Below are 16,309 nucleotides of genomic sequence, written 5' to 3' on the forward strand. Positions count from 1 at the left end.
TAGGCGCCCCGTTAACCACGCTGGCCGAACGCAGGCTTTGGAGCGTGGGTAACCCGGCAGGACGCCGGGTTAGCCGCGATGGGCCAACGATGGCCCATGGCGGCGGCCCACGGTCCAAAGCCTGCGTGAGGGCACACCGAGCCTAGGCGAGGTGCCGAGTGGTGGGGCAAGAGCCCTTTGCTTACTTTGGGGCTTTTCCAAAGTGAGTCGCCGTAAGGGCGAAACCCATGTCAGCCGTGCCCCAAACAACGGATATGTACTCAGCGCCCCCCGACAACCACGGCACTCAACTCGTAAAAAAAGATGTGTAGATACCTATGCTGCGATGCGGGCACCCCGGTGTATCCGTCACACCGCGGTGATGCTATCGCAGGCAAGCCAGCTCCCACATTTTTAGTGCAGCTGTGTTGCAGATACCGGGTTACTGCTGCGCGATGCTGTACCCATCAAACGCAGTCTGTTGCTGCAGTGCAGTAATCACGCTCTTGCGGCTCAACGGCTGCTCAGCGCCGGCGTTATCCACAAAGCTTTCGACATCGAGCTCCGCTTCATCGCCTTCACCCACAAAGCTGAAACCCAGGAACTCGAACGCCTCGCGGTCAACGTTGAGCTTGGAGCGCGGCGTGCGCAGCGGCAGGGTGACGCTGATGCCGTCCTTGCTGATGACAAACACTTCGGCTTCTTTCTTGGGCCGTGCAGCTTTGCTCTTGCCGGCGCTCGGGTTGCTGATGGCCTGGTGGGACTGGTTCAGCACCTTGAGGGCCAGGCCGTAGACCAGCTCCTGGAACTCGGGGTCGTCCTTGAAACTGGACAAGAGGCGGCTGATCGAGAATTTGCTGCTGAGGTCTTCCAGGGCGATGTTGTCGGCGGCCTCGGCATCTTTGAGTTGCTTGAGCTGGCCCATCAAGTCGTAGGCCTTGTCGTCGTCAAAGGCGTCGTGGGCTTGGCGGATCGCCACGCGCAATTCGCGGATCTGGTCGCTTTCCTTGGAGGTGTGAAACGCGTCCAGCACCATTTCGCTGATGATCTTGGCGGCAGGCACATGCTGTGAAAGATTGATGGCGTTTTCGTATTCAGCTTTGGAATGCAAGGCGACTACGGACTCTTCGGCGGATTTTTCAGTGTAAGAATCGGACATTAAAATTTCACTACTTCAATAAACGGAACAAAAAAGCGTCGCGCATTTTCAGTGGGTAGAGGGATCAGGTCAAGGCAGCACAATGCCCTTATCGCGGCGCAAGGCAGCCAGCGCCCGCTGCAGCCGTACGGCCCGCCCGCAGAACAGACCGACGGTAAACCCGGACACCCCGCCTACCGCCACCAGCATCTCGTGCGTGCTCAATAGCAGCGGGTGCACCGCCTGCTGGTAGCCGAAGTAGTACTTCACGGCAAAGAACAGCTGCGAGATCAGCAGGGTCTTCCAGGTGCCCGCCAGCACCAGGGTTTCGCCATTGGCATCAAGCCGCGCGCCTCGTGCGTTGAACAGCCACATTCCCAGCAGGCTGCCTGCCAGTGCGCCGGCAACCCAGGCGCTGCTCGACAGGATCGAAGGCGCCAGCGACATCAGCGACCACACTACCAGCACCCCCGGCAGGATCATCAACGAGCGACGATTCTCGCGCCCGCCCAGGCAGGCCTTGATGCCGTAGTAACAAATCCACAGGTAAATGGCGTACACCCAAAGGGGCGTGCCTTAGAGGATATCGAGCATGGGCGCTTCCGTGCGGTGTGTGGGTAGGCGCTGAATAGTCGTTGAGCGGCTACGGGTTTGTCCATCGAATTGGGACTGGCGCGCAGCAACACGCCACGCCGGACAACGTCAACGAACAATGCGCGGTATTAAGCCAACTGCTTGAGGCAGTCCTCCAGGATATCCAGGCCTTCCTCCAGCACGGCGGGCTCGATGGTCAGCGGAGCCAGCAGCCGGATGATATGCCGCGACTTGCCGCTGGGCATCAGCAGCAAGCCGGCATCCCGCGCCAGGCTCAGCAGTTGGGTCAGTTGCCTGGACGCGGGCGTGCCGTCGGCGTTGGCCAGTTCGATGCCGCGCATGGCACCGACGCCGGTCAGTCGGCCCAAATAGGGTGACAGGCGCTGTTCGCGCCAGGCGGCATACCGGCTGACGATGGTTTCTTCCTGCTGTGAACCCCAGGTGCTCAAGTGTTCATCGGTCATCGCATCCAGTGTCGCCAAGGCGGCCGCGCAAGCAATCGGGTTGCCGGAATAGGTGCCGCCCAAACCGCCTTTGGGCAAGTTGTCGAGCAGCGCTTTACGCCCGACCACCGCGCCCAATGGCACGCCACCGGCGATGCTTTTGCCGAGCAGGATCAGGTCCGGTTCGATGCCCAGGCGCGAGAACGCAAAACGCTGGCCGGTACGCCCGAACCCGGACTGGATTTCATCGGCGATCAGCAGGATGTTTTTCTCATCACAGAAGCGGCGCAAGGCCTGCGCGAATTCGATATCCAGGGCCAGAAAACCGCCTTCGCCCTGCACCGGTTCGATGATGAAACAGGCGACATCGTCGACGTCGATTTCAACACTGAACAGCCGGTCCATGGCCTTGAGTGCCTCACCGCAGGTCACGCCGTTGTCGGCGCTGGGGTAGGGCAGGTGATACACCGGGCCGGGCAGCACACCGATTTTTTGCTTGTAGGGCGCCACCTTGCCATTGAGGTTGAGCGTGGCCAAGGTGCGGCCGTGGAAGGCGCCGTCAAAGGCGATTACCGCCGTACGGCCAGTGGCGCCGCGTACGATCTTCAAGGCGTTTTCCGCCGCTTCCGCGCCGCTGTTGGTGAGCATGCCGCTGACGGGGTAGCCCACCGGGATAAACGCGGTCAGGCGGTCCATCAGTTCGATATAGGGCGCGTGCGGCGCGGCATTGAACGCGTAGTGGGTGAGCTTGGTCGCCTGTTCGCGAATCGCCGCGACAACGCCCGGATGGCAATGCCCGAGGTTGAGCACGCCGATGCCGCCGACAAAATCGATGTAGCGCTTGCCCGTGGTATCCCAGACTTCAGCGTTCTTGCCATGGCTGAGGCTGATGGGGTGAACGATGGAAATCGACTGGCTGATGGTTTCGCGGCTCATGAATCTCGGACTCGGCAATGGCGGGCTTCTTTTTATCTAAGCCGCGCGCCATGCCCTGTCGCAAACGAAATAAAGTCGCCGGGTCATTATTAAAAGTCGGGATGTGCGTGTGTGTAGTTCACCATCCAGTTCAGGAAGGCTTTTACTTTAGGGACCTCACCGGCATGTTCGGCGTGGGCGATAAAGTGGGCGCCGGCGCTGGGCATGGCGTAATTCCAAGGGGTCATCAGGCTGCCGTTGGCCAACTCGTCGGCCACCAGGTACTGCGGCACCAACGCCACGCCGTAGCCCGATTGCGCCGCGCGGATGCACATGTAGAACGTGTCGAAGCGCGGCCCGTGGTAGCTGTTCTGCGAGTGCAGGCCCTGTTCCAGAAACCACTCATGCCAGGCTTCCGGGCGCGACGTGCATTGCAGCAACGTGTGGCGTGACGAAGCATCGCTGCCCTCGGTGACAAACCCGGGCGCACACACCGGCACCACGGCTTCGCGAAACAGCTCGATGCAGGTTGCTCCCGGCCACGAGCCCTGGCCGAAGAAAAACGCGATATCGGCCTTGGCCTGCAGCACGTCAAAGGGCTCCAGCTCGTTGCGCACATCGAGGTGGATATTCGGGTGCTTGGCGGCGAAATCCTTGAGCTTGGGCACCAACCAGCGGTCGCCGAACGTCGGCTGGGTGGCGATGCGCAGCACCTCGGTCTCGCCACCATAGGTGAGGATGTAGCGGCTGGAGATGTCCACCTGGGTCAGGATCTTGTGCACCTCGGCGAGGTACAGCGAGCCCGCCGGCGACAGATACAAACGCTGGCGCACCCGTTCGAACAGGTTATGGCACAGCATTTCCTCGAGCTGCGCCACCTGCTTGCTCACGGCACTTTGGGTCAGGTGCAACTCTTCGGCGGCGCGGGTGAAACTCAAGTGGCGGGCGGCGGCTTCGAAGCATTGCAGGGCGGTCATCGAAGGGGTCAAGCGTTTTGAGATCATGCAGTTCATTCCAAATCGGAAGGAGCCTTTGCCTAAAGGTCGTTTGTGACAGGGGAGTAAAGCCGTCGATACTGCGCGGCAACACTATAAACCGGCGCGGGCTGTGCGGCGCCGAATAATAAAGTTCGACAGGGAGTGCCACGCATGAAACACCTCAAAACCACGTTGGCCGCGCTCACTGCGGCTGCTGCCGTGAGCCTGGCGGGCAGCGCCCACGCGGGCGTAACCCTGGATGCGATCCAGAAGAAAGGGTTTATCCAGTGTGGCGTCAGTGATGGCCTGCCGGGCTTCGGCGTGCCCGACGCCAACGGCAAGATGACCGGCATCGACGTGGACGTGTGCCACGCGGTCGCCGCTGCCGTGTTTGGTGATGCGTCAAAGGTGAAGTTCAGCCAGTTGACCGCCAAAGAGCGATTCACTGCGCTGCAATCGGGTGAAATCGACCTGATCTCACGCAACACGACGTGGACCAGTTCCCGCGATTCCGGCATGGGCCTGGTGTTCACTGGCGTGACCTATTACGACGGCATCGGCTTTCTGGTGAACAACAAGTTGGGCGTAACCGGCGCCAAGCAATTGGACGGCGCGACCGTCTGCATCCAGGCCGGTACCACCACCGAGCTCAATGTTTCGGATTACTTTCGTACCAACGGCATGAAGTACACGCCGATCACCTTCGACACCGCCGACGAAAGCGCCAAGGGCCTTGAAGCCGGGCGTTGCGATGTGCTGACCACCGACCAGTCGGGCCTGTATGCGCAGCGCATCAAGATGGCTCACCCGGATGAGTTTGTGGTGCTGCCCGAGGTGATCTCCAAGGAGCCGCTGGGGCCGTTGGTACGCAAGGGCGACGATGAGTGGTTCAGCATCGTCAAGTGGACCCTGTTTGCCATGCTCAATGCCGAAGAGATGGGCATCAATTCGCAGAACGTCGAAGAGCAGGCCAAGTCCACCAAGAACCCTGATGTCGCCCGCCTGCTCGGTGCCGACGGCGATTACGGCAAAGACCTGAAGCTGCGCAAGGACTGGGTGGTGCAGATCGTCAAGCAAGTGGGCAACTACGACGAAGTGTTCGAACGCAATATCGGCCAGGGCAGCGTGTTGAAGATCAAGCGTGGGCTCAATGCGTTGTGGAGCAACGGCGGCATCCAGTACGCGCCGCCGGTACGCTGAGGTGAGTGCTGTCGAGTTTTAGCGAGGCTGCGACGCAAGCCCTGCAGTGCATCGGGGCTTGCGTTGTTTGAATCGCAGGGGGTTGCTGCTTCAGGTTGGCTGCTACAGACCATTACTTCGGCGCGACCATCCTCGTTTGGGGCGTGCCATCGGCGTTGTGCTGGTAAATGGCCTCAGGCTCACCCTGCTCGTTGAAAAACACCTGGCCGATCCCCGCCGAATTCCACAGCCGCTCACCTGCCTGCGCATGCTCCGGGATATGCGGCACTACCTGCATGATGCGCCGGCGGGTGAACCAGTTGAATGGCGAGCGTGGCGAGTAGAGCCAGCGGTTCAGGCGATCGAACCACTCCAGCAAGCGTGGTGGGAATTGGTTCTTGATGCCGCTGCTGGTGATCTGCCAGATCCTCGGGCCGGCGTTGCGATGGCGGATCAGCACTTCGTAGACAAATGAGTAGTGCACGTCGCCCGAGAGAATCACGTAGTTACCCGGCGTGCGCGAGTGGCGGAAAATGTTGAGGATCACCTGGGCGGCGCCGCGATGGGCCATCCAGTTTTCGGCGTCCACCAGCAGCGGGTAGCCGCACCAGCTGAATACCTTCTGCACCGCCTCGATCAGCTTGACGCCAAAGATCGGCGCGGGCGAGACGATGATGGCGCAGCGGTGGTCCAGCAGCGCCTGTTGCAACTCACTCAAGGCTTCCCAGTCCAGCAGGCCGGAAGGTTGCTTGAGGGCGAACTCACTGCGCCAGCGCCGGGTGCGCGTGTCGAGCACCACCAGGGCGGGGGAGGTGGGCAGCACGTAATGCCATTGCTGGAATTTCAGCAGCGCTTGCAGCAGGGCATCGTGTGCGCAGGCCTGCAGAGGGTTGTCTTGCGCCTCGCTGGTCAGTGCCTGGGTTTGGTTCAGCAATTCGCCAAACACATCCGGTTGGTTACCCCAGCCCTGGCACAACATATACGCGAGCAGCGCATTGCCGATGATGCGGCTGGAGAACGGGTGGCCGTAGGCGGTTTGCTCCCACTGGGCGCTGAGGTTCCAGTCATCGGTGATGTCGTGATCGTCGAAGATCATCAGCGTCGAGAGGTGGGCGAACACCCGTGCGACGCCTGGCAGGCCATCACGGAATTGATCTATGTGCACCTGTTCACGGGCATAGCGCTGCTGTTCTTCGACGCTCAGTTGCGGCGGTTGTGGCGCGATCAGCGTCCAGGGTGTGGGCGACCATACAAGCAAGTACATCGCTATTACTTCGGCAAAGGTCACCAGGTGATTGTCGGCGGTGCTGCTGGTGAAAATCGGTTTTTTCACCCCGCCAAAGAAGCGCTCGCGCAACGTCTCGTTGCTGTCCAGCGCCGGGAGCAGGTCAGCGCGATGGTAATAGCTGGCGTGATGCGTGTAGAGGCTGGCGCTGTCGTTCACCACGGCGCCTTCGAGGTATTCGTCGAACAGCCCCAGGCGAGCGATCAGTGTGTGAATCGCCCGCAGCATCGGACCGGCCACATCGTCGGCGTAGATCTGGTCACCGCTCATCATCAGCAGGGCCGGGCGTTGGGCCGGTGTGCGGGCATCAGCCAGCAGGCGGTCGACGCACAGCAAGCCTTCGTCGGCCCAGTGATGCGGTTTGCGGCAGGAGCCGTGCACCAACTGGTGGATGCGGCTGTGCAGCACGAAGCTCGCAGACTCGGCGTTGGCGTACAGAAGGTGTGGCGCCCACTCGGCGATGCCGGAGCCGTCGACCACCACGTCGTAGCCAATGGCGACGTCCTGGGGCAGAGGGGCACTCAGCGATACGTCGATCAGGTGAATAAAGGCATGACGCCCAACCGGGACGACTTGGCAGTGCTGCGCGTCGAGGCCGATATCCAGCGTCTCGCCTGTGGGTAACTGCAGCCTCAAGCGCACTTGCAGGGTACGACTTCCCACCAACCACAAGACCAGGCGCCGCGGTTCCAGGCGCCGTAGCATCGGGCCAGCAATCACCGCGGGCAAAGAATCGGGTTGAGGCATGAGGACGCAGCTCTCACAAGGTAGGGCTGAAAAGGGTAGCGCAGAGGATGTCAGTGTTTTGTTAACAGAGTGCAGCGCGAAGTGCTGCACTCCTTGGGGTGATCAGGCGCGGCGCAGGCCGCCCGGCCTGCGCGTTGAGCGGCCTTGTTGCATCAACGCTGTCGGCCTTGTGCGATCGAATCCAGAGAGGATTGATGCGATTGCGGCTGCGTTTGCCCGACAGGCTGCCGTCGCTGGCCGAGGGCGTTTCAGTCCGCCTTAGGCACCGTAAACCTGAACTCACTGCCCCGCCCCAACTCACTTTCAGCTTCCATCCGCCCCCCGTGGGCCTGAACGATGCCCTGGGTGATGTACAGCCCCAGCCCGCTGCCGGTGGGGTTGTTTTCGGTCTGGGTCCAATAACGATCAAACACCTGCGGCAACTGTTCAGGCGCAATGCCTTCGCCGGAATCGCACACCGAAAACACGATTTCTTCGCCATTGCTCACGGCGCTGACTTCGATGTTGCCCAGGCGCGGGGTGAACTTGATGGCATTGCCGATCAGGTTCGACAGCACCTGGAACAGGCGCTCCGGGTCGCCGTTGATCTGCAGGCCCGGCGCTGCGTTGAACGACAGGTCGATGCCTTTTTCCATCGCCAGCGGCGCGAGCAAGGCATAGGCTTCTTCAAACATCTGGCTGACGTCCAACACCACCGGCTTAACCACATAACGCCCGGCCTCGATTTTCGAGGTGTCGAGCAAGTCCTCCAGCAGCACATTCATGCGCCCGGCGGCTTGTTGCATGGTGTCGATGGCCTTGGAAATCCGCCGCGAAGTATGTGGGCCGTCGGAGCTGAAGGTCTTTTGCATCATGCCGCAGAGCATCGAGATAACGGTCATCGGGTTGCGCAAATCGTGGGACACCACCGCCACCAGTTCATCACGCGCACGCACCGCTTGCTGCTCACGCAACACTTGGCGCGCGAGGTCATTTTCCAGGGCGGAACGGCGCAGGTCGTTGGCCGCAAACAGGTCGCCATGGCCCCACTTGGTGGAGATGCCGGCCATTTCCACTTTCCAGATTTCAAACGAGGTGCGTGGGCGAAGATGCAAGCCAGCGTCGGAGTTTTCCAGGTTCAGCGGCTTGTTCGGGTTGCCGCTCCAGTGGATGTTCTCTTTCACGTCCGGGCGAAACCACAGCACGCCATTGTCTACCGGCTTGGGCAGGCTCATGGCCAGGACGCCGCTGGCCACTTGCTGATACTCGGCGGCGGGCGGGTACACCGACGCCAGCTTATGGCTGGCAAACACCGGTTGGCCGCTTGCTTGCAGCCATTTGTGTAAGGCGCGAATCTGCTCCGGCTCAGGGCAATTGCCGTAACGATGCAGCTGCTTGTCTTCGATGATCGCCACGCCACCCGACAGCGTCAGTTCCATCAGCACCTGCGGCTGCTGGGCCAGGCCTTCGAACACATTTTGCTCAGAGGCTTTCATCGCCTGATCAAGCAGGGCCAGTGCCTCGACTTTCTCATCGCGCTGACGGCTCACGTCCAGGGCTTCCATGGCGCTGATCTGCAACGACAGCACCTGGCCGATGGTTTGGCAGGTGATGCGCAGATCATTGGGCACCAACAGCGGCTCGCGGTTGCCGCAACTGATCAGGCCCCAGAGCTTGTCACCCGCCATCAAGGAGATGCTCATGGACGACAGCACGCCCATGTTTTGCATGTACTGGCAGTGAATTGGCGACACGCTGCGCAGGGTGGCAAAGCTCAAATCCAGCGGCTGGCCAGTGTCCGGGCGCAGCTTGGGCAGCAGCGGCACCGGCTCGTAGGCGGCATTCGGGATGATGCGTAGCCAGTTGGTGCGGTACAGCTCGCGGGCCTGCTCGGGGATGTCGGATGCGGGGAAGAACAGACCGTTGAACAGCTCCATGGATGGCGCCGACGCTTCAGCGATCACCTGGCCATGGCCTTCTTCTTCGAAGCGATAGATCAGCACACGGTCGTAACCGGTGATGGCCTGGATTTCATTCACGCTGATTTCGTACAGCGCTTGCAGGGTTTTCGCCGACTGCAGGCGTTGCAGCATTTTGCCCAAGTTGCTGGCGCGGCCATTCAGGGCGCGGGGTTTAAAATTTTCGAGCCGAGGTTCGAACTCCAGCACCAATACGTTCTGATGGCGATGCAGCAGGCCCTCAAATTGCGCACCGTTGAAGGTGACATGCAGCGCGGGTGCTTCGAAAAACGTGCTGTGTTCAGCCATGGCTTGTACGGTTTGGGCATGCTCTGCGCCAATCAAGGTGTGCAGCGGTTGGCCCAACAGCGACTCTGGCGCGTGGCCGAACAATACGCCTACGTTGGCGCTGACCTGAATGATGTTCAGGCCTGGCTCCGACAGTGTCAGCAACACACCGTGGGGCTGAATCGCCCCCGGGGTGCGGATGGGTTCGTCGGCGCAGTTGGCAAGCAGTTCTTCAAAATCTTCAGGTTTCATAGCAGTACTTCCTGGCTGGCGAGCCATTGCTCAAAGCCGCTGAATGTCGAACAGGCCGCCTCCACTGCGCGCTGTTTGGCTGGCGCATCCAGTGACTGACCGCCCAGGTAATCGAGAAAGTCTTTCCAGCGCCGACCGGTCTCGGCGCCGTAGACGTTGAGAAACGCGCCACCGTTATCCGCATCGATATCCAGGCGCTTGCCCATTTCCCTGCGTAATACCTGGCCGCCCAGGGTCGCACCTTCCAGTACGTACAAAGCACCGAGGCAGGCGGCGGGGTTATCGAACGTTGGGCGTTGACTGCAACGGGGGAGGGCGCTGACGTCGGCGCCAGTCAAGCCAAGGGCGTAGAGATCGCACAGCAATGTTGGTGTTTTCACCCGCAACGCGGTATCGAAACCATCGGGGATCAAACCACTGTCATACAACGCCGCTTCCATCGGCCCATAAAAACCGTAGTACGCCTGAAGCAGGCGTTGGTACCAGTCGGCATCCAGACGTTCGGAGAAAAACGGCAGGCGTTTTTCCAACGCTACATGCAGCAGGCCGGTGCCTGAGCGCAACGCTTCCAGCAATGAGGGCGCAGCAAGGTCAGGGGCCTGTAAATGCATTCAATGAGCTCGAACTGTGGGCCTTTCGGCCATGAATGACGCGAGTAAAATGGCGACGATTCTACACAACGCATTACCGTCAACTGCACGCACTAGGCGAAAAGGCTGACCGGCAGATCAGAAAAGTCGCTCCTTGCGTGATTAATGACCACAGGGCGGCGCATCAAGTTCGGTTTGAGTGATATTGCGGTGCTATCAATGCAGGGATGAACCCTGTTGGGTCAGTGCGTTTTGCACGCACTCAACCAAATGTTCGGCACTCCACGGCTTGGGCAAAAAACGTACGGAACCGCCCAGTTGCGCCGCCAGTTTGGTATTGCCGGAGGTCAGCACCACCGGCACTGATGGCCAACGATGCGCCACCACCTTGCTCAGGTCATACCCGTTGAGCAGGCCGGGCATTTGGATATCGCTGACAATCAGGTCTACCGGGTCGTCGCCGCGTTCCAGGTAAATCATGCCTTCATCCGCCGAAGGAAACGAAGTGACATGAGCCCCGAAATCCTCCAGTACGTCGACCATTAACGAACGAATAATCTCGTCGTCTTCCAGCACTAAAATCGATGGCTGGGCCATGATCCTTACTCCACCATCAGGGTTCAGTAAGGTGGAGTGGGGCGGGCGTGAATAGGTTCGATTGGATATGTGCGGGGCGATGGGTGGTCGTTTTAGAGCGGTTGCGCGGTGGTGGGCCGCAGCGGCACAGTAAGGTTGATACAGGCATAATCGACTCACCGTTGCCCGCTGTGGAGCCATAAATGAAGTACGCCTTGTTGACCCTCGCCCTGATCCTCAACACCGGCCCGGCCTTTGCGGCGGGCGATGCCGAGGCGGGCGGCAAGCTCTTCGCCAAGACCTGCGGCGGCTGCCACAGCATCGGCGAAGGTGCACGCGGCGGTTTTGGGCCGGAGCTTAACGGCATCATCGGCCGCCCCGCCGGCACCACCACTGACTATCAGTACTCCGACGCGATGAAAAATTCCGGCGTGGTCTGGACCCGCGACAAACTCGCCGCCTATATCGAGGCGCCGAAGAAGGTGGTCAGCGGCACGCGCATGATCTTCTGGGGCATCAGCGACCCGGAAAAAATTGAAAACATCCTGGCGTACCTGGAAACCTTCCAGCCCAAGTAATCACTCGCGCACGTTCCTGAACAACATCAACCGCGCACTCTCATGCAGCCCGCGCGTCAGCCCCTGTAAGCGTTGAAACTCTTCAGGGTGCTGTTCGGCCACATCCTCCCTCGGCGTTTGCGAGGCCAGGTCATGCAGGGTCGGCGAGCTGCCGTCATGTTGCATCTGCAGCAGGAAGTCCTTGGTCACGCCGCCGATAATCGGGAACGTGCCCTCATGCAGCACCAGCGGCACCACGCGTTCGCCTTCCGGCGCCGGTTGCTGGATGTCGCGGCCCATCGCGCCGTTGCGAAACGGTATGCCCGCCATGCCGGCGACTGTCGGCAGCAAGTCCGCCAGGCCCACGGCTTCTTCAATCACCCGCGGTGGCAGGCCCGGGGCGTGGATCAGCAGCGGCACATTGTTGCTTTCCAGGCCCAATTGCTCGAAGGCGGGCGCCATGTGCGGGATCTGGCTGATGCGGGTGTTGTGGTCGCCGAAAAACACAAAAATGCTGTTGTCGTACCAGCCGCCGGCCTTGGCGATGTCCATCAGGCGGCCGATGTTGTAATCCAGCAGGCGCACCGCGTTGTATTGCTCGACGCTGCGTGAACCGGCGGCCTGGGCTTGCTCCAGCGTCACGTTATTGAGTTGGAAGCCATCGTTTTGCTTGGGGATGGTAAACGGGCGATGGTTGCCGGAGGTTTGCACGTAGGCGAAGAAAGGCTGGTCTTTTGGCACCGCGCGCAGCAGTGAGTCGCCTTCCTTGAACAGGTCCAGGTCGGAGATGCCCCACACGTCCACCCGTGGCGAGCGCCAGTGGCTTTCGTCAAACAGCTGCACGCCGTCGATGCTCTGGCGGATCAACGCATTGATATTCGCCCAACCGGCGTTGCCGCCGATCATGTAGAACTTCTGGTAGCCCTCGAACGCGTTGATCAGCGTGTGTTGCCGCGTAATCAGCGGGTTGCGTGTGGCGGTCTCCTGGCGCGTGACATCGGGCACGCCGGTGATGCTCGCCCAGACGGTTTTGGCGGTGCCGGTGACGGGCACGTAGAAGTGTTTGAAGAACCAGCTTTGCGTCGCCAGTTTATCCAGGTTCGGCGTGGGGTTCAGCGGGTTGCCGTAGGCGCCGACGGCGCTGGTGCCGAGGGATTCGAGCATCACGAAGATCACATTGGGCGGGCGCTCGCCTTGCAGGCGATATTGCTGCACGCCTTGCTCACGGGTGAAATTCAATTGCTTGGGATCGGGCTGATCAACGCCCAAATACGCGGCCACCTGCGGGTAGTGCTCGCGCACCTTGGCTTCATCGAATTGCGCTTGGCCGACCTTGAGCGTGTCGTATAAAAACAGCACCGGGTTCAGGCCCACGGCGGCGACCTGGCTATTGCCGGAAAAGAACGCATCGCTCCAGCGCAGCGGCACCGGGTTTTCCAGGTTGAGGTTGGCTACGCGGCCGAGCAGCGCCAGCAGCACGGCGACAACGCCGACCACGGCCACAGACGCCACCGCCCATTTGCCGATGGTGTTGGGTTCGCGGTCCAGGGTCAATCGCTCCAGGCACACCAACGCCCACACCCACATGGCGACTGCTGCCAGCCAGCAGGCGGTTATCCACAGCACCGGGTAGGTTTCCCACACCATCTGTTGCGAAATCTGTGCGTCTTGCAGGTAGCGCAACACGGTCGCGTTGATACGCACACCGAGGTAGGCGTAGTGGCCGAAGTCGATGATGTACACCAGGCCGACCCCGGCCAGCGCCACCACCAGATAGCCGCGCGCCAGCCAGCGCAGCGCGGACGAGGTCGTGAGGTTCCAGCGCGGGAGCCAGGCCAGCAGCGCCAGCGGCAACAGGATCAACACCGCCAGACGCAGGTCGAACCGCAGGCCGATGCCCAGAGTTTCCAGCAGCGCCGGGGTGTTTAAATCCAAGCCGGAAAAGCTGATTAAAAACACCAGCCGCAACGCCGCCAGCAACACAAACACCAACCCGATCGCGCCCACGCCGTAGCGCAGGCGGCGTGATTGCAACGCACCCATCATTGACCCTTCCCAATGTCCAAAACGACGCAGATCAAATGTGGGAGGGGGCTTGCTCCCGAAAGCGGTGTATCAGTGCCAGAGTTGTTGCCTGACACGCCGCATTCGCGAGCAAGCCCGCTCCCACAGTTTGCATTGCATTAATCCTGCGACTACGCAGTAGCCCGCCAACAGCGGATCAACCAGGTAATCCCAATAGTTCTCCGAAGCCTTCAGCCGCAACGCGAACGCCAGGGTGCCGATCGCCAACATCCACACCGCCAATGCATTGCGCAGCCACAGCATCAACAGCGCCGCCGCCCCTACCAGCACAATCATCGGCCGAGGGTTAAAGCCCCAGCGGTAAGGGTCGAAATACGTCAGGCCCATCGTGGCGGGATACAACAGCAGGCTCAGCACGCCAAACAGCACCAGCAATTGCACCAGGTGCTGACGGCCCAGCGGCTGTACCACGCCCAACCGGCACAGCCCCACCCACGCCAACAACACCAACGTGCTGATCGCCAGGTCATCGGTAAAGCTGCGTACGTACGCCGCCAAGGGCAGTTCATTCACCGGGATAAAACTCACCACCACCAGCACGGGCAGCAACCACGGTCGCCACGGCGCGGTAAAGCGCAGTGCACACAGCGCCACAAACCCCAGCAACACAAAACTCAAATGGGCTTGCCACACAGAAACCATCACAGACGCTCCGCCAGCCAGGCTTCGTTGAAGCTGACATGTTTGATAAAGGTGTTATTCCACGAGTACACCAAGTGATACATGCCGTCCGGGCTGCGGCTGAAATACGGGTACTCGTATTCGAAGTCGCAGCCACGGGGTTTGCACACGCGGTAATCCAGATTGCTCAGGAAACGTTGTTCCAGCGGCAGGCGTTTGGCGCCGCTGGACGCGCGAAAGCCTTCGCCGATGATCGCTTTATAGGCCTCGGGGGAAAACGGTTGGCCCAGCGGGTCGGGGGATTGGTCCAGCTCCACCACCGTGCGCCATTGGCTCAGCTTGGCGTCGGTGCCGTAAAGGCTGAGTTTGAAGCGGCCGTCCTGCAGGTCGTTGAGGGCGACCAGCAAACCGTCGTCTTCGGTGCCCACCGCCGCCAGCGATGAATTGGGATTGGCCGGTTCCAGCGGGTACGGCTCGCTCCAGGTTTGCCCGGCGTCCTCGGTGCGGCTGGCGAGCACGCGGTGATGGGTTTCGCCGGCGTAACGCAACATCGCCACGGCGCGCTGGCCATCCTGCGGCACGATGGTCGGTTGCAGGGAATGCTTGCCACGGCTGATGCGGAACTTGTCGATCACCGCACCGTCCGCGCTCAAGTAGAGGTATTCGGCGAACTTGCCCATGAACTCGTGATACACCGGCAGGCCGATCGAGCCGTCGGCGTGAAACACCGGCGCGGCGCGTACCAGCGTGCTGATGTTGAAGAACGGCGAGGTCACCAATTGCCGAGGTGCCGACCAGTTCGCGCCAAGGTCCTCGGAGACCATCACGTTGATCGCACTGGTGGCCCAGCCGCCGACCGACACCGACACGTAAAACATCCACAGGCGTTTATCCGGCCCCATCGCAATCACCGGGTTGCCCAGTTTACGGATGTAACGCTGAGTGCCGTCCCGCGTGCTTTCCCGCGTCGCCAGCACATGCTCGGCGCCCCATTCGCCGCTGCGCGCATCAAACCGTGCGGTGCGCACCTGCACATCGGCGGCGCCTTCGCGCGAACCGGCAAACCACACGGCCATCAAGTCGCCGCCGGGCAGCGCGGTGACGGACGAGGAGTGCACAAAGTCGGTGAGTTGCGAGGACACGAAGCGGCTGGTGTAGTGCGGCGCCGTCGCGACCTTGGCGGTGTTCGGGCTCGCTTGCGCAAACGGTGCGAGCACGTGCGGCGGATGGCTGAGCCAGGCGGCAATAAATACCCCTAGCAGGCTGCAGATCAGTAGGGCGGAGCGCATAGAGAACCTGTCAGTGAAAAGGATTACTGCGCACGATCATCCGGCAGGCGCTTCCTGCGACCGGTGAGCATGGATAACGGCAGGTTGTCCTTCACCTGGAGACTTTCATACACGGCGGCCAGTACATGCACACAGACCAGGGCCAGCAGCACATTGGCGGCGGTCTCGTGGACTTGCAGCGGCCAATCGGCGCCCCATAGCGCGTCGACTTCCTGCATCAGGAAGCCGCTGATACCGAGGGTCAGCAGCGCCGACATCATCAACAGCATCACCAGCGCGCCGATGGGCGAATGGCCGAGGCGATGCAGTGCTCGTCCGGTGAAAACCATGCGCACGTGGTTACCGAAGCGCGCAGGCGATGGCCAGAAATCCGACCAGCGCGCACTGCGCGGCCCTACAAACCCCCAAACCAACCGCACCAGCAGCCAGGCCATGGCGTAGTAGCCCAGCCACACATGCCAGTCATCGCCCGCTTCGTTAAAGAAGTAATTGGCGATAAAGACCCCGGCGATAGACAGATGAAACAGCCTCACCAGCGGGTCCCACAGGCGCAGGGATTCGCCTGGCATCAGCCCTTGATCTCAGTCTTCACGGCCTTGCCGGTGACCGGGTCGTGGTAGATCTCGACCTTGCGCTTGTCCTTGTCGAAGCCGTAGATCTCGTAGCAGTTGCCGTCAGTGACCTTGAACTTGCTGATGGTGTAACCGTCGGCCTTGAGCTTGTCCTGAAAGGCCTTTTCGTCTTGCCATTGCGAACGCTCGGCGGTGGTGCACTGCGGGCCGGCGAGGGCCATTGGGCTGGCGATAAGCAGAGACAGCAGGAGAATTTTGCGCATGAAAAAGCTCTCAGCAGATGTG

15 protein-coding genes are annotated in these 16,309 nt (G+C 61.0%); 2 read left to right on the forward strand and 13 right to left on the reverse strand.

Going from position 1 to position 16,309, the window contains the following annotated elements; translation table 11 throughout:
• Window positions 1–421: 421 nt before the first annotated feature.
• The 4 genes from ACLBW8_RS20535 to ACLBW8_RS20550 form a co-directional block, all read right to left on the reverse strand.
• Complete coding sequence (locus tag ACLBW8_RS20535; protein ID WP_447806185.1) at window positions 422–1,138, reverse strand: hypothetical protein; 717 nt, start codon at window positions 1,136–1,138, stop codon at window positions 422–424.
• Window positions 1,139–1,207: 69 nt separating this feature from the next.
• Window positions 1,208–1,678, reverse strand: coding sequence for a DUF6622 family protein (locus tag ACLBW8_RS20540; protein ID WP_447806186.1), 471 nt, complete (start codon window positions 1,676–1,678; stop codon window positions 1,208–1,210).
• Between the two features lie 161 nt (window positions 1,679–1,839).
• Window positions 1,840–3,090, reverse strand: coding sequence for a 2-aminoadipate transaminase (locus tag ACLBW8_RS20545; RefSeq protein ID WP_262666244.1), 1,251 nt, complete (start codon window positions 3,088–3,090; stop codon window positions 1,840–1,842).
• Window positions 3,091–3,179: 89 nt separating this feature from the next.
• Window positions 3,180–4,073 carry a LysR substrate-binding domain-containing protein gene (locus ACLBW8_RS20550; RefSeq protein ID WP_407016183.1) on the reverse strand — a complete coding sequence of 298 codons (894 nt, stop codon included), beginning with the start codon at window positions 4,071–4,073 and terminating at the stop codon, window positions 3,180–3,182.
• Between the two features lie 144 nt (window positions 4,074–4,217).
• Between ACLBW8_RS20550 and ACLBW8_RS20555 the strand changes: the two genes are divergently transcribed.
• A complete protein-coding gene (locus tag ACLBW8_RS20555) occupies window positions 4,218–5,246 on the forward strand; it encodes an amino acid ABC transporter substrate-binding protein (protein WP_064454068.1) in 1,029 nt (342 codons plus the stop codon).
• 112 nt (window positions 5,247–5,358) lie between these two features.
• On the opposite strand, the gene ACLBW8_RS20560 is transcribed toward ACLBW8_RS20555, so the two are convergent.
• The 4 genes from ACLBW8_RS20560 to ACLBW8_RS20575 form a co-directional block, all read right to left on the reverse strand.
• Window positions 5,359–7,257: an alkaline phosphatase D family protein gene (locus ACLBW8_RS20560; protein WP_447806187.1), complete on the reverse strand. Its 1,899-nt coding sequence runs from the start codon at window positions 7,255–7,257 to the stop codon at window positions 5,359–5,361.
• A gap of 248 nt (window positions 7,258–7,505) precedes the next feature.
• On the reverse strand, window positions 7,506–9,734 hold the full coding sequence (locus ACLBW8_RS20565) for an ATP-binding protein (RefSeq protein WP_447806188.1): 2,229 nt from the start codon (window positions 9,732–9,734) through the stop codon (window positions 7,506–7,508).
• A complete protein-coding gene (locus ACLBW8_RS20570) occupies window positions 9,731–10,345 on the reverse strand; it encodes a biliverdin-producing heme oxygenase (RefSeq protein ID WP_447806189.1) in 615 nt (204 codons plus the stop codon). Before ACLBW8_RS20570 ends, ACLBW8_RS20565 begins: the two co-directional genes overlap by 4 nt.
• A gap of 195 nt (window positions 10,346–10,540) precedes the next feature.
• Complete coding sequence (locus ACLBW8_RS20575; RefSeq protein ID WP_128590155.1) at window positions 10,541–10,921, reverse strand: response regulator; 381 nt, start codon at window positions 10,919–10,921, stop codon at window positions 10,541–10,543.
• Window positions 10,922–11,103: 182 nt separating this feature from the next.
• On the opposite strand from ACLBW8_RS20575, the gene ACLBW8_RS20580 reads away from it, so the two are divergent.
• A complete protein-coding gene (locus ACLBW8_RS20580) occupies window positions 11,104–11,478 on the forward strand; it encodes a c-type cytochrome (protein WP_064454063.1) in 375 nt (124 codons plus the stop codon).
• Here the strand turns inward: ACLBW8_RS20580 and ACLBW8_RS20585 are convergent, their stop codons facing one another.
• The 5 genes from ACLBW8_RS20585 to ACLBW8_RS20605 form a co-directional block, all read right to left on the reverse strand.
• Window positions 11,479–13,500: an LTA synthase family protein gene (locus ACLBW8_RS20585; RefSeq protein ID WP_447806190.1), complete on the reverse strand. Its 2,022-nt coding sequence runs from the start codon at window positions 13,498–13,500 to the stop codon at window positions 11,479–11,481.
• 72 nt (window positions 13,501–13,572) lie between these two features.
• Window positions 13,573–14,184, reverse strand: a complete 612-nt coding sequence (locus ACLBW8_RS20590) for a hypothetical protein (RefSeq protein ID WP_064454062.1) — start codon at window positions 14,182–14,184, stop codon at window positions 13,573–13,575.
• The gene (locus ACLBW8_RS20595; protein WP_447806191.1) at window positions 14,184–15,452 is read right to left on the reverse strand and encodes a sialidase family protein; all 1,269 of its coding nucleotides are present in this window, start codon (window positions 15,450–15,452) and stop codon (window positions 14,184–14,186) included. Before ACLBW8_RS20595 ends, ACLBW8_RS20590 begins: the two co-directional genes overlap by 1 nt.
• A gap of 23 nt (window positions 15,453–15,475) precedes the next feature.
• Window positions 15,476–16,021 carry a cytochrome b/b6 domain-containing protein gene (locus tag ACLBW8_RS20600; RefSeq protein WP_447806192.1) on the reverse strand — a complete coding sequence of 182 codons (546 nt, stop codon included), beginning with the start codon at window positions 16,019–16,021 and terminating at the stop codon, window positions 15,476–15,478.
• Window positions 16,021–16,287 carry a PepSY domain-containing protein gene (locus ACLBW8_RS20605; protein ID WP_053257899.1) on the reverse strand — a complete coding sequence of 89 codons (267 nt, stop codon included), beginning with the start codon at window positions 16,285–16,287 and terminating at the stop codon, window positions 16,021–16,023. Before ACLBW8_RS20605 ends, ACLBW8_RS20600 begins: the two co-directional genes overlap by 1 nt.
• Window positions 16,288–16,309 lie beyond the last annotated feature (22 nt).

It is taken from the genome of Pseudomonas sp. M5A4_2d, assembly GCF_053345295.1.

Excerpts from the sequence above, each read along its gene's own strand:
- ACLBW8_RS20535 (WP_447806185.1), bottom strand. The coding sequence starts at position 1,138 with ATGTCCGATTCTTACACTGAAAAATCCGCCGAAGAGTCCGTAGTCGCC.
- ACLBW8_RS20545 (WP_262666244.1), bottom strand. The coding sequence starts at position 3,090 with ATGAGCCGCGAAACCATCAGCCAGTCGATTTCCATCGTTCACCCCATC.
- ACLBW8_RS20550 (WP_407016183.1), bottom strand. The coding sequence starts at position 4,073 with ATGATCTCAAAACGCTTGACCCCTTCGATGACCGCCCTGCAATGCTTC.
- ACLBW8_RS20555 (WP_064454068.1), top strand. The coding sequence starts at position 4,218 with ATGAAACACCTCAAAACCACGTTGGCCGCGCTCACTGCGGCTGCTGCC.
- ACLBW8_RS20560 (WP_447806187.1), bottom strand. The coding sequence starts at position 7,257 with ATGCCTCAACCCGATTCTTTGCCCGCGGTGATTGCTGGCCCGATGCTA.
- ACLBW8_RS20565 (WP_447806188.1), bottom strand. The coding sequence starts at position 9,734 with ATGAAACCTGAAGATTTTGAAGAACTGCTTGCCAACTGCGCCGACGAA.
- ACLBW8_RS20570 (WP_447806189.1), bottom strand. The coding sequence starts at position 10,345 with ATGCATTTACAGGCCCCTGACCTTGCTGCGCCCTCATTGCTGGAAGCG.
- ACLBW8_RS20575 (WP_128590155.1), bottom strand. The coding sequence starts at position 10,921 with ATGGCCCAGCCATCGATTTTAGTGCTGGAAGACGACGAGATTATTCGT.
- ACLBW8_RS20580 (WP_064454063.1), top strand. The coding sequence starts at position 11,104 with ATGAAGTACGCCTTGTTGACCCTCGCCCTGATCCTCAACACCGGCCCG.
- ACLBW8_RS20585 (WP_447806190.1), bottom strand. The coding sequence starts at position 13,500 with ATGGGTGCGTTGCAATCACGCCGCCTGCGCTACGGCGTGGGCGCGATC.
- ACLBW8_RS20590 (WP_064454062.1), bottom strand. The coding sequence starts at position 14,184 with ATGGTTTCTGTGTGGCAAGCCCATTTGAGTTTTGTGTTGCTGGGGTTT.
- ACLBW8_RS20595 (WP_447806191.1), bottom strand. The coding sequence starts at position 15,452 with ATGCGCTCCGCCCTACTGATCTGCAGCCTGCTAGGGGTATTTATTGCC.
- ACLBW8_RS20600 (WP_447806192.1), bottom strand. The coding sequence starts at position 16,021 with ATGCCAGGCGAATCCCTGCGCCTGTGGGACCCGCTGGTGAGGCTGTTT.
- ACLBW8_RS20605 (WP_053257899.1), bottom strand. The coding sequence starts at position 16,287 with ATGCGCAAAATTCTCCTGCTGTCTCTGCTTATCGCCAGCCCAATGGCC.